Raw genomic sequence first — 12,953 nt, forward strand, 5'->3', positions numbered from 1 at the left:
GTCTTCGGGTTTTATCCATTTAAAAAGTGGAGTAAGAATAACTTGTTTTATCTCTACAAATGCTGTTCTTCCCGTAAATAAGAATTCCCGGCGTCTTTGAGCAGTTGTAAGCTTTACTACGAGATCCTTTTTTTAAAGGCGATTGCGTTTCTGCTGTATAATTCGTTCTGCACCAATGCCATGTTTTATTAAAACCTTTTTCGACACCAGCTCAGACAAGATTCTTTTTACTGTAGGCAACGGAATCGCAAGATTTTTGGCAACTTCTCCAGAGCGGCATCCCGCGTGGGCGTGGACGAAAGCGAGGATTTTTTTTTCGCTTACAGACAATTGGCTTGTAATACCTTTTTGCTCCAGCTTGCCCGGCAACGAATTCTGAATGGTATTCATACAGCGTAAAAAGAAATTTACCCAGGAATAAATATCTTCTCCAGCCCTGTTGCTCTGGCAATTCATCAACACTTTGTAATATTCTGCCTTTGCATTTTCTATCTCATGTTCAAAACTGATATATTCAATCCAGGCATATCCTTCACGCAATAAAAGCCAGGTGGCCAGCAAACGACTGAGCCGCCCATTACCATCCTGAAAAGGATGAATACTGAGAAAATCATATGCAAATGCGGCTATCCGTGCTACCGGGTGCACCTCTTCCCCTGCTGTGTACCACGCTATTAAATTACGCATGGCATCATCGGTTGCAAACCCTGGTTCGGTTGTACAAAAGAGCACGTACTTTTTTCCATCGGCATGGGTAGCTTCTGCAACATTAGAATCTTGTTTGTATTTACCCTTGTGCCAGGCGTCTTTTTCACTATGCTTTAAAAGGATGTTGTGCACACTACGGATACTGGTTTCAGTAACAGGTATATCGCGAAAGGATTCTGATATAAGTTCTAAAGTTTCAAAATAACCGGCAACTTCTTGTTGATCGCGGCCTTCAAGTGTATTTACATCCAGATTATTCATCACAGCTCCCACTTCATCGTCTGTTAAAGCTGAGCCTTCAATTGCTTTAAATTTTGCACGTCAGAGTTCTCACAAAAATTCCATGTTCCTGCAAAAGCGTCAACCTGCCCCAGCTGAGAAATTATCCTCCACACTAACAGCTTAGTCCTTTTTATATTCCTACATTTGTCTGATGGAAACTAAAATTTCTCTAAGAACTGTAAATGTGATGCGCTACCTGCAGCCCCTCCGCGAGGGTGGCTCCCTTCCTGCATTAGCCGAAGCGGATGATGATTTTAAATATGTTTTAAAATTTAAAGGCAATGGCCAGGGGGTTAGATCGCTCATTGCTGAGTTAATAGGTGGTGAAGTTGCACGCACTCTAGGATTAAAATTACCGGAATTAGTCTTTGCTAATCTCGACGAAGCTTTTGGCAGAACAGAGGGAGATGAAGAAATACAAGACCTTTTAAAAGCCAGTCAGGGTTTAAATCTGGCGATGCACTTTTTATCGGGAGCAATTAATTTTGATCCGGTGGTAACCAGTGTCAATGAAAAACTCTCTTCGCAAATTGTCTGGATGGATGCCTTTTTAACTAACATCGACCGGACTTCTAAAAACACCAACATGTTGGTATGGAACAAAGAGCTCTGGTTAATAGATCATGGAGCTTGTTTAAACTTTCAATACACCTGGACAGACTGGGAAACAAAAGCTAAAAGCCCCTTCGCTTATATTAAAGAACACGTGCTTTTAAAAAAAGCAACCCAACTGCAAGAGATTAACACCGAGTATAAAAAAATTCTCAGCGAAGAAAAATTAAAAGCCATAACAAATCTTATCCCCGATGAATGGCTGCAGTGGGACGATACCGATGAATCGCCGGAAGCACTAAGAACTACTTACTTTCAATTTTTATCCACACGTCTCAAGAATTCAGAGATCTTTACAAACGAAGCCGACAATGCAAGAAAAACACTTATATGAGTACTCCATCATTCGTGTTTTGCCAGTTGTTGAACGCGAAGAGTTTGTAAATGTTGGAATAGTTTTGTTTTGTAAAAAAGCGAAATTTATTAAAGTCTACTTTACACTAAACGAAGACAAGCTTCATTCTTTTTCTAAAGACCTGGATATTGCGCAGGTGAAACTGAATTTAGAATCTTTTGAAAAAATTGCCTGCGCCGATAAAAATGGCGGACCTATATCAAAGATGGAACTACCAGATCGTTTCCGCTGGTTAACAGCCGTGCGCAGTTCCGTTATTCAAACTTCACGCCCTCACCCGGGTTTGTGCGATGATCTTGAAAAAACAGCGAAACGTTTGTTTGAGGAAATGGTTCTATAAAACTGGTTTGTCGCAATTCACCTCTGAATTGTCGCTGCCGATAGTTTAGTTTTTAAAATCCTGACTTAACTTTGCTGAATAAAAATAAAAATTTTAAAAACTCATTTCTTAAAACTGAAATCATGGCCGACTCAAAAAATCAGTTAATTACAGTTGCAACTACTGTTAACGCACCTATTGACAAAGTATGGAACTACTGGACAGAACCTCAACACATCCTCCACTGGAATAATGCCTCGCCAGACTGGCACACCCCAAAATCAGAAAATGATTTGCGGGAAGGTGGAAAATTTTCAAGTACTATGGCAGCCAGAGATGGCAGCATGAGTTTTGATTTTGGTGGCACTTACACAAAAGTTGAATTACATAAAAAAATCGAATACACTTTAGAGGATGATCGTAAAGTGAAGATCAATTTTACCGAAGAAGGACAAAGCACTAAGATAGTTGAAGATTTTGAAGCCGAAAATCAAAACTCAATAGAGCTGCAAAAAAGTGGGTGGCAAGCCATCATAGATAACTTTAAAAAATATACCGAAGAGAATTAATATTTTTTTAGATGAACTATTAAAGTCAGGGTTATTACTCTGACTTTTTTTGTTTAACCTCTTTTAAACACAAGTGTTTTTCGCCATTTGTGGCACGCTATTTTGTATACATCTGTAACACTACTTTTTTATAAAATTAAAAACAAAGAACTATGGACAGTATTAACAAAGAACAACCCGAAGACAATTACAAAGATTTGCATGGGGAAGAAGCCACCCAAAAAATAAAAGAACTGGTGAATAAGGCCAATGTTTGCTTTTTTTGCAGCGATATTACCACCGGAAAAGATTTTGAAACAAGGCCCATGTCAGTGCAACAATTAGATGATGCGGGCAACCTGTGGTTTCTAAGTGCTCATGACAGTCACAAAAACAAAGAAATAAAATCGGATGATTCGGTTCAGTTATTGTTTCAGGGATCGTCGTATTCAGATTTTCTGACTCTTTATGGCAAAGCAACCATTAGCAAAGACAAAGAAAAAATTAAAGAGCTCTGGCAACCCATTTTAAAAACATGGTTTACTGAAGGAGTAGATGATCCAAGAATTACAGTAATTAAAGTAGAACCAGAAAAAGGATATTACTGGGATACCAAACATAACATGGCTGTAGGCATGATTAAACGTATAACCGGCGCCATTATTGGAAAAACACTGGACGATTCTATAGAAGGAAAAATTAAAGCGTAAAAAAAACACCCGGTAATTTACAACCAGCTTATAAACGAACTGCTGCGTACTTGTTTTAATTTTTATAACATCACTAAGGACTGCAAGGTTATAAACAAAGAAATGGGACTGGGAGAAGAAACTAACAGGAATCTTCTTTCCAGCTCTCCTCTGCTTGCATCAGGAAGTTGAAATGCTAAGGTTTGTTCTGCACTTCCCCGATGTATTAATGGTAGAAAAAAAATGTCCTGTAGAAGGATTAGAAAAAATAACAATCCCTTAAGTCCCGCCACCTAATTCCTCCCCCATTGCTGAAGGGTAACACTACCCGTGTTTTGGTGCTCGCCACACAAGTAACTGTTGCTAATAAAAAATAACACACACCAATTTTAAGAAAGCGTGAGATGAAAGTCCTGCCATTTTGAATATCGGGGAAAAAATAACTCACATTCCTATGCTTTTTTATAGGATTTAAAGAAAACAATCTGGTATAAAAATAGTAGTACTGTAGCGCATACTTTTATATGGACAAAAACTACTTCTTATCACTTAGTAAAATTCAGAAAATAGATTTCATCTGGAATTACGGTGAAGTTATTACCGAACTGCAGACCTCTACATTTTACAAATCACTTTTCGTTTTACATGATTTTTTTGTAGAAATAAGACTTAGCAAACATAGTGATGAGATCACTTCTATCTCTGTTCTTGAAAATACAGATAATCTTTACACTTATGTGAAAGGAATTGACCTGAACATTCTACAACTGGGTTAAAATCCACTAAACTAGCCAAACGTCGGAAAAACGCGTATAACTCAGGGTTTTACCTGATCTTACGAAAAAAAACTTCTTCTCTTTAATTTTTTCTATTGGTTTCTCATCGAAACACCGTTTGTTTTTGTCTAATTTTTAATCTTTAATTAAAATCAAATTGTATTTTTGGCTTCGTTAAATATGGCTGGAAAAATCTTTAAAATAATCATTGTAGACGACGATCTTGACGATCATTATTTAATTAAGGATGCTTTTAAACAATTAAGATATCCCTTTGAGATCATTGCAGCATATAATGGATTAGAGCTTCTCGAATATTTTGAGGCTCACGCAAACCAGGGCACCAAAGAATACATCGATTTTATTGTGATGGATATTAATATGCCCACCATGAACGGTATTACCGCACTAACACGCGTGAAACAGAATGAATGCCTGAAAACTATCCCGGTATTTATGTTATCCACTACACGCGAGGATTCAGCGTACAAAGAATGTATGAAAATGGGCGCCGTAGATTTTTATACAAAACCAAACAACAGCGCCGATCTTAAAAAAATTCTTATTGATATGTTTGAAAAAGTTTCCGTGATAAGCGGATTTTAAAATTTTTCCAAAACTTTTTTAAGATTAATTCCTTTTCCTAGTACCGGTTTAAAAATGTCGCCCACCTCCTTTATGCGGTCTAAAGCGTTGTGTATGGTAAAATCGCGCATCTTCAGGCCTTTTTTAACTTCATCCCAATGTAAAGGCATGGAGACTGTCGCTTCCGGTTTTGGTCTCACAGAATAAGGAGCCGATATGGTGGCTTGTGCACGGTTCTGTAAAAAATCAATATACATTTTTCCACCTCTGCCTTTCACAGCACGTTCAATACTGGTAAAACCTGGAATTTGCTCATGTACGAGTTTCGCAATGAGTCTTGCAAATTCTTTTGATTGCTCATAAGTATATTTTGCTCCCATTGGAATGTAAATGTGTATTCCTGTGGAACCACTTGTTTTAGGATAACAGGGCACTTCTATACTATCCAAAAGTTCTTTAGTAACCTGAGCTGCTTTTATAACTTGCTCGAAGGTAGTTTTACCAGGATCTAAATCAATCACACACCAATCGGGAAAGTCTTCGCTTTCAACGCGACTATGCCAGGGGTTCATTTCAATACATCCTAAAGATGCCATGTACAAAAGACTGGCATCGTCTTTTGCCACCAAATAGTTCCTATCGCGATCATCTGCGTCGCTGTGATACAAAAATGTATCAATCCAGTCGGGAGCTTTCCCGGTAATATCTTTAAAATAAAAACTTTGTCCTGTAATCCCATCGGGGTGACGATTCATAGACTGCGGACGATTTTTAAGATAGGGCAAGATATAAGGCGCTACCTGGTAATAATAATTCAGGAGATCGCGTTTGGTAATTTTTTCTTTGGGCCAGTAGATTTTATTCAGGTTTGTAAATTTTAGCTCGTGGCCATTAATTTCGCGAACCTGTGTTTCATCCGTGGGATTTAAAAATGTTTTACGATCACTTTTTCCAGTGGGTACTACCATTTTTTTTGCGGCTTCCGCTTTACTTTCTTTTACTGCTTTAGATACCGGTTTTTCATTCTCGCGAATAACATCTGTAGCTTTTTTATCTATTCGCATCCCTTCAAACGAAGGATGACGCATAACGCCATCGCTGGTCATCTCTGTAAAGCTTACTTCGCAAACCAATTGTGGCTTTAACCATGTTGCTGTGGCGTGCGGCGGATCTGGACGAAAGCGCGATGGTTTATTTATATCAGGTAATTCTGTAAATGGAGATTTTTTTATGATCAGTGATTTGAATTTTTTTAATAGGTCCTTTTGCATTTCCTGGCTAAAGCCTGTACCGATCTTTCCGGTGTAAACCAATTCTTTTCCATCAAAAACGCCAACTAAAAGCGAACTGAATAATTTAGAACTCTCGTCATTTTTCGTGTAGCCTCCAATCACCATTTCCTGGCGTTTATTAGCTTTTATTTTTAGCCAGTTATTTGTGCGATCTCCCTCCTGGTAGGGCGAGTCTGCCTTTTTTGCAATAATGCCTTCCAGCCCGATCTCTTTTGCCGCCTCAAAAAATTCTTTGCCTGATTCTTCGAAAGCCTGACTTAGTCTAATAATTCCACCTTTTGGAATTATAGATTCAAGAATAGCTCTTCTTTCCCGCAAGCTTAATCCCGTTACATCTTTTCCTTCCAGCCACAGGATATCGAATACATGGTAATATAAATCTCCGTCGGCTTCGCTCCTCCAATTTTGTAAAGCACCAAAATTTGAAATACCGTTTTCTTCGCTTACTACTACTTCACCGTCAACAATGGCATTGATCTTCCATTTTTTTAGTGCTTCCAGTACAGGATAAAATTTTTCGTTAAAAGATTTGTCGTTGCGGGATTTCAGTTCAACGTGCGTTTTGTTCTTGAATGCAACCGCCCTGTAGCCATCCCACTTCACTTCATAAAGCCAACCCTCATCATCAAAGGGCTGATCTACGAGAGTGGCTAACATGGGTTTTATTATTTTTTTAAATGGTCCTTTAGGGGCCTGGTTTAAAATTTCTTTTGCATTTAAATTAGGTGTAGCCTTTTTTTTTACCACTTTGGATGCACTACTTTTTGATACGACAGGCTCTTTTTTTATAGCGGGCTTATTCTTTTTTTCGGCTTTATTCTTTGCAGAGGCCGCTTGTATTTCGCTGCGTTTATTTAAGGTTTTCTCTTTTTTACTGACAGTCTTTGCTTCCTTCACACGCGTGGCACCGTAAAAATTAGCGGTGGTTTTTTCCACCTGTGCTAAAGTCTTTTTTGAGATAACGGATTTATCTTTTAAGGTGATATCATTGGTAGAAACATATTTATCTCTCACCTTAAAAAGAAGCCACTGATTCTCTCCACGCCCATGTGTTTTAATAAGTGCGTATTCTCCTTTTACTTTTTTTCCTTTAAGAATAAAATGCAGTTTTCCTTTGCGAATACCTGCTCTCAAATAGGTGTCTTGTTCCTTTTTTGTTTTGCCTGCTTCTTCTGCAGGCTCATAAAATCCTTCGTCCCACACAATAACGGTCCCGGCCCCGTAGCCGCTCGGAATAATTCCTTCAAAATTTCTATAGTCGTAGGGATGGTCTTCCACCATCATGGCGAGACGCTTGATTGCAGGGTCTGTGGAAGGGCCTTTTGGAACTGCCCAGCTTTTTAATACACCCTCCATTTCGAGACGAAAATCGTAATGCAAATGAGATGCGTCATGTTTCTGAATGACAAACCTGAATTTTTCGCTATCGGGTTTACCTCCTGTTGGTTCGGGAGACTCTTTAAAATTTCTTTTTGCTTTATAGGATGCTAATGCCATAGTATTGAATTTTGTCGGCTCGGGAGTCTATCAACAGAGGCAAAAGAGGGGCCAGATCAGGATACGTTGGAAGTTTTTTTCACGTTCATAATGTCTAAGATTTTATAGGTGCTCAGGAAATAATCTATCTCTTCGCTGAGTTTTTTACCTGAGACTTCATTATCAATAGGATCAAAAAAACAAAACACATCAAAATCGCTGTCGTCACTTTGCTTTGCAACGGCTTCCACAGAGTATATCAGACATTTTCGTTTCGACCCTTTGTGTTCCGCCTCTTTCTCAATCAGATCTTTTGCCAGGGCATTTGCTTTTAATTCTGCGTCTTGCTTTTTCATAGACTGTAAATGTAATAGGATAATATCTTTTGTCTTGCTATTGAACATAGCAAAACTTGTGCTGTAGCTTAACATCGACTAAAATAAGTTAATAGCACAAATTAGTCCTCATGCTATGTCTCATTGCTTCAAAACGAGTAATATTATTCCCATCCTTGTTTTTTGTGTATGTATTGATTGACAGGCATTTGGGTAATAGAATAACAAAACCTGACAGAGTTGGCATTCCTTTTGAAACTTTCATACTATGAGATTAGAATACACTATACATGAATACAATACAATGGCACTCCGTCAAAAAGCCAGTATTCTTGAAAATGATGCTATCTTTCTTGATCATGATCTTAGTGTTGGCATTATTCACACTTTATTTTCTTACCACAATTATTTTATTGAAGTGGTGGTCGAGTATGAATCCAATGAACTGATAGAAATTATAGCATTTGAAAACGGAGAGAGATTAGACAAATACCTGGATCAGTTTCAATTAGCAGAACTTTTGTAACCGAGAAAAGCTGCACAGGACTGTTGACAAATTCCACACTATAGCTACTATTGCGGCATAAATTCTATAAAAAACCCGATCTGCGGTGTATATAACAACGGTATTGGATTTGAACCGTTAGAGTATCTCTGCTTAAATGAAAGAGCCGCTTCATTTATTTTAAAACAGGCATGAACTATTAATCTAAAAAAAACAAAAATGAAAAAGAACCATCTATTCTTAGCTTTATGCTTAGCCTCGTCAGCCGCGTTATTATCTTTTACAAGATCAAACGAAACTTCTGTTACAACCAATGGTAACACGCACAGTACAACCAAATCAACTCAGTCAACCGCTTCGACAAGCACCACTGACGGCATGGGAACTACCGGCACTACCAACAGTACAAATAGTACTTCAAGTACTAATACAACAAGAAGCACATCCAGCACCAATACAACTATGGGTACATCAAGTACTTCCGGTACATCAAGTACTTCCGGTACATCAAGCACAAATACCACCATGGGCACTTCAAGTACGTCGGGTACGTCAAGCACATCAAGTACATCAGGTACATCCAGCACCAATACAACTTATGGAACTTCCGGAACTTCAAGCACCAACACTACAATGGGCGGAACTACAGGCAGTACCGGTACAACCGGCAGCACTTCCGGAACTTCAACAACAATGTAATAACTAAAATTAAAAGACCGTCTTTCTAAGATGGTCTTTTTTATTTTTTACGAAATTGCAAAGTTGCGGCAACACTCCTAAAAGTTTGCAAAACTATTATGAAATATCTTTCCTTTGATCTGAGAGCTCTGGCACTGATGCGCATTTGCGTAGCGGTTGTTATACTTTTAGACTTAAGCGTAAGAATAACTGACCTGGAGGCGTTTTACGCTAATTCAGGAGTTGTACCTCTCAATTTATTATTTGAAAAAGGATGGAATGATTATTTTATATCCATTCACACTATGAGTGGGCTCTGGCAAGTTCAGCTTTTTCTGTTTTTAACTGCCTACCTTTTTGCTTTTCTTTTATTTATAGGTTACCGTACGCGTTTGTTTACCTTTCTTTCGTGGTTTATGTTATTGTCGTTGCATAATCGCAATGGATTTATATTACAGGGAGGAGACGATCTTTTACGCATGATTTTATTTTGGGCGATGTTTATTCCCTGGGGAGCACGCTATTCCTGCGACGCCTTGCTCGACAAAAAGCAGCACTTTAGTGAACCTACTATATATTCAGTGGCGGTGTTCGCTTATCTTTTGCAAATTTGTTATATCTACACAGGGTCGGCTTTATTAAAAGGTCCGGAATGGGATCATGATTTTACCGCCATGTATTATGTATACGGACTCGACCAGGTAAATTACCCAATTACCAACTCCTTATTTTATTATCCCGAGCTTCTTAAAAAGCTTACCATGCTCGCCTATTATTTTGAACTCCTTACCCCGCTCCTCTTTTTTATTCCCCTCAAACATCAATGGTTCAGGCTAACCGGAGTTTTATTCGTTGTGATTTTTCATTTGTGGAACAGCCTTACTTTATATATAGGGATGTTTCCTTTAATAGGAATGACAACCTGCCTGGGCATTCTCCCTTCTATTACCATGGATTGGTTTGACAAACGGACTTCAAAACTAAAAACACTAATTTCCGCATCTTTTTTAGCGCTCTCGAATTTCCTGGAACACTTGATTCGCTGGAAAAAACCTACTTATGCAAGATCATCCTTTTTTGAAAATGCAAAAACAGCTACCCTTGTTTTTTTAACCTTATTCATCTTCGACTGGAACTTTAGTAATTTATCTTTTATAAAAAGTAAACTTTCTAATGAATTGAGATTTATTGGATATAGTTTACGTCTTGATCAAAACTGGGGAATGTTTGCTCCGGGCGTTTTTAAAGATGATGGCTGGTTTATTCTTGAAGGTAAAACAGATAAAAATAAGATTATCGATTTGTGGCAAGATGGAAAAGGTGTTACGTATAAAAAGCCGCCAACTATTTCTGGCATGTTTAGAAATGACCGCTGGCGAAAATATTCTGAAAACCTCATCTTCACTTCCCATAATTATCTAAGAGGTTATTTTTGTAATTATTCGCGCCGCGTTTGGAACGAAAAACACCCAGATCAAAAACTGAAGTCACTAAAAATAATTTATATGGGCGAATTCACCCAGCCAGATTACAAATACGTAAGTCCGGTAAAAAATATTTTGTGGGAATGCAATTAGCCTGAAAATTTAACTTCCGCTTCGTTAAGTTTCATAATCACAGCCATCATAATTTCTGATTTGCTTCCAGAGCGGGAACCGTGAAAAGCTTTGGCACTGAACCAATAGATAACCAGCATTTTTATCTTATCGCCGCTTATACTATCAACTACAACTTTTACAGGCCTTTCTTCATTCATCACGTATTGAAAGTTGCTTACTGTTTTTTTAATCAGGATCACCGCCTCCTGTAATTTCGAAGACTCAATACTGATGGAGAATTCCTGCCTCAAATTATTATCATCGTTGAGATAGCGTGTTAAAGGATTCTTTAAGATCGCCGAATTCGGTATCATGATAATTTTACCATTCTCCGCTTCTACCGTGGTTTGGCGCATCGTCATGTCTTTCACAATTCCTTTAACACCGGTACATTCTATAAGATTTCCTACATGATAAGGCCTGCTAAAGGCAAGAATAATACCAGAGAGAAAATTTTCGCCGATATCCTTTAAGGCAAAACCTACAACAAAAGTAGTTATGCCCGCACCAGCCAGAATTTTATTGGAAACATTTCCTAAACCGAGTATGCCTAAAGCCAACACGGTTCCGAAAATAAAAATAACTGTCCAGATTATTTTTCCAACAAAATTTGCAATCAAGATGTCTTTTGAACGTCGCACTGCATAAGTTGAGGCGAGTTTCGATAAAAAATTAGCAAGAAATAATGTAAGTGTAAAACAAAGAATTCCCCCCAGGATTTCAGGAACATGACTTAAGAAAGCGTTCCATGAAAAATGAAAATTATTTAAAAATCTTTCCAAAGTTACCAAGAATTTAAAGTCTGACAGGCATTACCTGGCGTCCATCTTTTATAAAAGTGATGGTATTGTAATGGTCTTCGAGTGACACATAATGCCCATGCTCTTTTGCAAAATGTTTTAACCCATGGTGACAAATGGAATCCCAACTAAACAAATTCAATTTCCATCCATCTTCGGTAAAGCCTTTTACGTCGTATAAAAACCCTTTTTCTTCACTAAAGCCTTTTCCATCTCCTGTGCAAAGCACTATAGTTCCGGGAGTCTCGCGGTATTTCCGGTGATGGCGGTACATAGAAAGTTGAATAGCCTGATCTACTGTTTCGTTTTCGCCGCTTGCTGCACGCGGAATAAGTTGTAAGTCTATTCCCTTATCAGTAATCCCTTTAAAGATATCTTCGTGTTCTGCATTTCCGCTTCCAGCCCAAACCATTTCGTCAAATCCCATATCACCCTGGGTTACGAGGTAAAGAAAATTCTCAAACGCTATTCTCAGGGAATGACTGTCCTCTTTTTTATGCCTGGCAGTTTCCTGTCCGCCAATGTAGATGTTAGAATTATCCACGTAAATACAAACCGGTCTTTTTCTCATGATCTCATTTTTTTATTTTTTCCAAAGGTTAATCGGCTCTCTTTCTCAGCATCCAGTTCCTTTTTTAATTCGGTGTTATATTCTGCTTCATCAATAGAATGAGAATGCTGCAAACTTTCTTCCTTTTTAGCGAATTCACTTAGTTTTGAATAATACTTTTTAATCACTTTCAATTCATCTTCTGTCATACATTCAACATTTACCAAACGGTTGCTTGCAAATTCATGAGCTGCCACCAATTCATTTAACTTTAACTGAATCGAAAGCGATTCTTTATTTTGTGATTTCTGAATGAGAAACACCATTAAAAAGGTAACGATTGTGGTTCCTGTATTTATTACCAGCTGCCAATCTTCAGAGAAATTAAAAATCGGCCCGGATACTGCCCAGCCACTTACTACAAACAAGGCAATTAAAAATGCATACGTGCTTCCTGTTGCTTCGGTAACCGCACTGGCAAATTTTTCAAAAAAATGATTTCTTTTTAAGGTTTTACGGGCAGAGCTAAATGACATCTTCTTTTTTTTTAAAACTATCTCCAATTACATGCCTTCATGAAATGCCTTTAACTAAAGGGTTTCAGTTAGTATTGGGAAATGAATTCTACAAAGTAGCTGATACAGGGACACTAAGCGATGATTGTCTTCAAAAGCAAGCCGAAAGTTATTCGTTAAAACCCTGCGCTTAGAAGACCGTTTCATTTATCTTCTAAATTAATTCATGCAAACAGCCGCAACAGTTTTAGTTAAAAAACAAATAACCGGTTTTACCTTGCTTGCAAAAAACAATTACAAAGCAGACCAAAAAAAACACAAACTTTCAAT

Annotated in this window: 16 protein-coding genes and 1 pseudogene; 10 read left to right on the forward strand and 7 right to left on the reverse strand. The window is 38.0% G+C overall.

Features of this window, described 5'->3' with window-relative positions; genetic code table 11:
• Positions 1 to 132: 132 nt before the first annotated feature.
• Positions 133 to 1,124: pseudogene (locus CNR22_04430) on the reverse strand (MarR family transcriptional regulator).
• Positions 1,125 to 1,141: 17 nt separating this feature from the next.
• On the opposite strand from CNR22_04430, the gene CNR22_04435 reads away from it, so the two are divergent.
• From CNR22_04435 to CNR22_04460, 6 genes are all read left to right on the forward strand, one after another.
• Positions 1,142 to 1,936 carry an aminotransferase class I and II gene (locus CNR22_04435; protein ID PBQ31046.1) on the forward strand — a complete coding sequence of 265 codons (795 nt, stop codon included), beginning with the start codon at positions 1,142 to 1,144 and terminating at the stop codon, positions 1,934 to 1,936.
• Entirely contained in the window at positions 1,914 to 2,297 is a 384-nt protein-coding gene (locus tag CNR22_04440) for a hypothetical protein (GenBank protein PBQ31047.1), read from the forward strand. The genes CNR22_04435 and CNR22_04440 overlap by 23 nt, the downstream gene beginning before the upstream one ends.
• Before the next feature lie 122 nt (positions 2,298 to 2,419).
• Positions 2,420 to 2,845, forward strand: coding sequence for a polyketide cyclase (locus CNR22_04445; protein PBQ34814.1), 426 nt, complete (start codon positions 2,420 to 2,422; stop codon positions 2,843 to 2,845).
• A 152-nt stretch (positions 2,846 to 2,997) separates the two neighbouring features.
• On the forward strand, positions 2,998 to 3,534 hold the full coding sequence (locus CNR22_04450) for a general stress protein (GenBank protein PBQ31048.1): 537 nt from the start codon (positions 2,998 to 3,000) through the stop codon (positions 3,532 to 3,534).
• A 503-nt stretch (positions 3,535 to 4,037) separates the two neighbouring features.
• Positions 4,038 to 4,289, forward strand: coding sequence for a hypothetical protein (locus CNR22_04455; GenBank protein ID PBQ31049.1), 252 nt, complete (start codon positions 4,038 to 4,040; stop codon positions 4,287 to 4,289).
• A 180-nt stretch (positions 4,290 to 4,469) separates the two neighbouring features.
• Positions 4,470 to 4,895: a response regulator gene (locus CNR22_04460; GenBank protein ID PBQ31050.1), complete on the forward strand. Its 426-nt coding sequence runs from the start codon at positions 4,470 to 4,472 to the stop codon at positions 4,893 to 4,895.
• Here the strand turns inward: CNR22_04460 and ligD are convergent.
• Both ligD and CNR22_04470 read right to left on the reverse strand, forming a co-directional pair.
• Positions 4,892 to 7,663: a DNA ligase D gene (ligD, locus tag CNR22_04465; protein ID PBQ31051.1), complete on the reverse strand. Its 2,772-nt coding sequence runs from the start codon at positions 7,661 to 7,663 to the stop codon at positions 4,892 to 4,894. The two genes, CNR22_04460 and ligD, sit on opposite strands and share 4 nt — an antisense overlap.
• Positions 7,664 to 7,719: 56 nt before the next feature.
• The gene (locus CNR22_04470) at positions 7,720 to 8,073 is read right to left on the reverse strand and encodes a hypothetical protein (protein ID PBQ31052.1); all 354 of its coding nucleotides are present in this window, start codon (positions 8,071 to 8,073) and stop codon (positions 7,720 to 7,722) included.
• A 172-nt stretch (positions 8,074 to 8,245) separates the two neighbouring features.
• On the opposite strand from CNR22_04470, the gene CNR22_04475 reads away from it, so the two are divergent.
• Positions 8,246 to 8,503 (forward strand): hypothetical protein, encoded by a 258-nt coding sequence (locus CNR22_04475; GenBank protein ID PBQ31053.1) that lies wholly within the window; start codon positions 8,246 to 8,248, stop codon positions 8,501 to 8,503.
• A 47-nt stretch (positions 8,504 to 8,550) separates the two neighbouring features.
• Here CNR22_04475 and CNR22_04480 read toward each other — a convergent pair whose 3' ends face one another.
• Entirely contained in the window at positions 8,551 to 8,796 is a 246-nt protein-coding gene (locus tag CNR22_04480; protein PBQ31054.1) for a hypothetical protein, read from the reverse strand.
• Between CNR22_04480 and CNR22_04485 the strand changes: the two genes are divergently transcribed.
• Both CNR22_04485 and CNR22_04490 read left to right on the forward strand, forming a co-directional pair.
• Positions 8,796 to 9,188: a hypothetical protein gene (locus CNR22_04485; protein ID PBQ31055.1), complete on the forward strand. Its 393-nt coding sequence runs from the start codon at positions 8,796 to 8,798 to the stop codon at positions 9,186 to 9,188. The two genes, CNR22_04480 and CNR22_04485, sit on opposite strands and share 1 nt — an antisense overlap.
• A gap of 91 nt (positions 9,189 to 9,279) precedes the next feature.
• A complete protein-coding gene (locus tag CNR22_04490; protein ID PBQ31056.1) occupies positions 9,280 to 10,737 on the forward strand; it encodes a hypothetical protein in 1,458 nt (485 codons plus the stop codon).
• Here CNR22_04490 and CNR22_04495 read toward each other — a convergent pair.
• From CNR22_04495 to CNR22_04505, 3 genes are read right to left on the reverse strand one after another with little or no spacing between them, the layout of a single operon-like run.
• Positions 10,734 to 11,567: a mechanosensitive ion channel protein MscS gene (locus CNR22_04495; GenBank protein PBQ31057.1), complete on the reverse strand. Its 834-nt coding sequence runs from the start codon at positions 11,565 to 11,567 to the stop codon at positions 10,734 to 10,736. The genes CNR22_04490 and CNR22_04495 overlap by 4 nt on opposite strands.
• On the reverse strand, positions 11,554 to 12,129 hold the full coding sequence (locus CNR22_04500; protein PBQ31058.1) for a hypothetical protein: 576 nt from the start codon (positions 12,127 to 12,129) through the stop codon (positions 11,554 to 11,556). The genes CNR22_04495 and CNR22_04500 overlap by 14 nt, the downstream gene beginning before the upstream one ends.
• A complete protein-coding gene (locus tag CNR22_04505; GenBank protein PBQ31059.1) occupies positions 12,126 to 12,644 on the reverse strand; it encodes a hypothetical protein in 519 nt (172 codons plus the stop codon). Before CNR22_04505 ends, CNR22_04500 begins: the two co-directional genes overlap by 4 nt.
• Here CNR22_04505 and CNR22_04510 point away from each other — a divergent pair.
• Positions 12,638 to 12,817, forward strand: a complete 180-nt coding sequence (locus tag CNR22_04510) for a hypothetical protein (GenBank protein PBQ31060.1) — start codon at positions 12,638 to 12,640, stop codon at positions 12,815 to 12,817. The genes CNR22_04505 and CNR22_04510 overlap by 7 nt on opposite strands.
• The last annotated feature ends 136 nt before the right edge of the window (positions 12,818 to 12,953 follow it).

This window comes from Sphingobacteriaceae bacterium, from assembly GCA_002319075.1.
Taxonomy (GTDB): Bacteria; Bacteroidota; Bacteroidia; order B-17B0; family Aurantibacillaceae; genus Aurantibacillus.

Excerpts from the sequence above, each read along its gene's own strand:
- CNR22_04435 (PBQ31046.1), top strand. The coding sequence starts at position 1,142 with ATGGAAACTAAAATTTCTCTAAGAACTGTAAATGTGATGCGCTACCTG.
- CNR22_04440 (PBQ31047.1), top strand. The coding sequence starts at position 1,914 with ATGCAAGAAAAACACTTATATGAGTACTCCATCATTCGTGTTTTGCCA.
- CNR22_04445 (PBQ34814.1), top strand. The coding sequence starts at position 2,420 with ATGGCCGACTCAAAAAATCAGTTAATTACAGTTGCAACTACTGTTAAC.
- CNR22_04450 (PBQ31048.1), top strand. The coding sequence starts at position 2,998 with ATGGACAGTATTAACAAAGAACAACCCGAAGACAATTACAAAGATTTG.
- CNR22_04455 (PBQ31049.1), top strand. The coding sequence starts at position 4,038 with ATGGACAAAAACTACTTCTTATCACTTAGTAAAATTCAGAAAATAGAT.
- CNR22_04460 (PBQ31050.1), top strand. The coding sequence starts at position 4,470 with ATGGCTGGAAAAATCTTTAAAATAATCATTGTAGACGACGATCTTGAC.
- ligD (PBQ31051.1), bottom strand. The coding sequence starts at position 7,663 with ATGGCATTAGCATCCTATAAAGCAAAAAGAAATTTTAAAGAGTCTCCC.
- CNR22_04470 (PBQ31052.1), bottom strand. The coding sequence starts at position 8,073 with ATGTTAAGCTACAGCACAAGTTTTGCTATGTTCAATAGCAAGACAAAA.
- CNR22_04475 (PBQ31053.1), top strand. The coding sequence starts at position 8,246 with ATGAGATTAGAATACACTATACATGAATACAATACAATGGCACTCCGT.
- CNR22_04485 (PBQ31055.1), top strand. The coding sequence starts at position 8,796 with ATGGTAACACGCACAGTACAACCAAATCAACTCAGTCAACCGCTTCGA.
- CNR22_04490 (PBQ31056.1), top strand. The coding sequence starts at position 9,280 with ATGAAATATCTTTCCTTTGATCTGAGAGCTCTGGCACTGATGCGCATT.
- CNR22_04500 (PBQ31058.1), bottom strand. The coding sequence starts at position 12,129 with ATGAGAAAAAGACCGGTTTGTATTTACGTGGATAATTCTAACATCTAC.
- CNR22_04510 (PBQ31060.1), top strand. The coding sequence starts at position 12,638 with ATGACATCTTCTTTTTTTTTAAAACTATCTCCAATTACATGCCTTCAT.
- CNR22_04505 (PBQ31059.1), bottom strand. The coding sequence starts at position 12,644 with ATGTCATTTAGCTCTGCCCGTAAAACCTTAAAAAGAAATCATTTTTTT.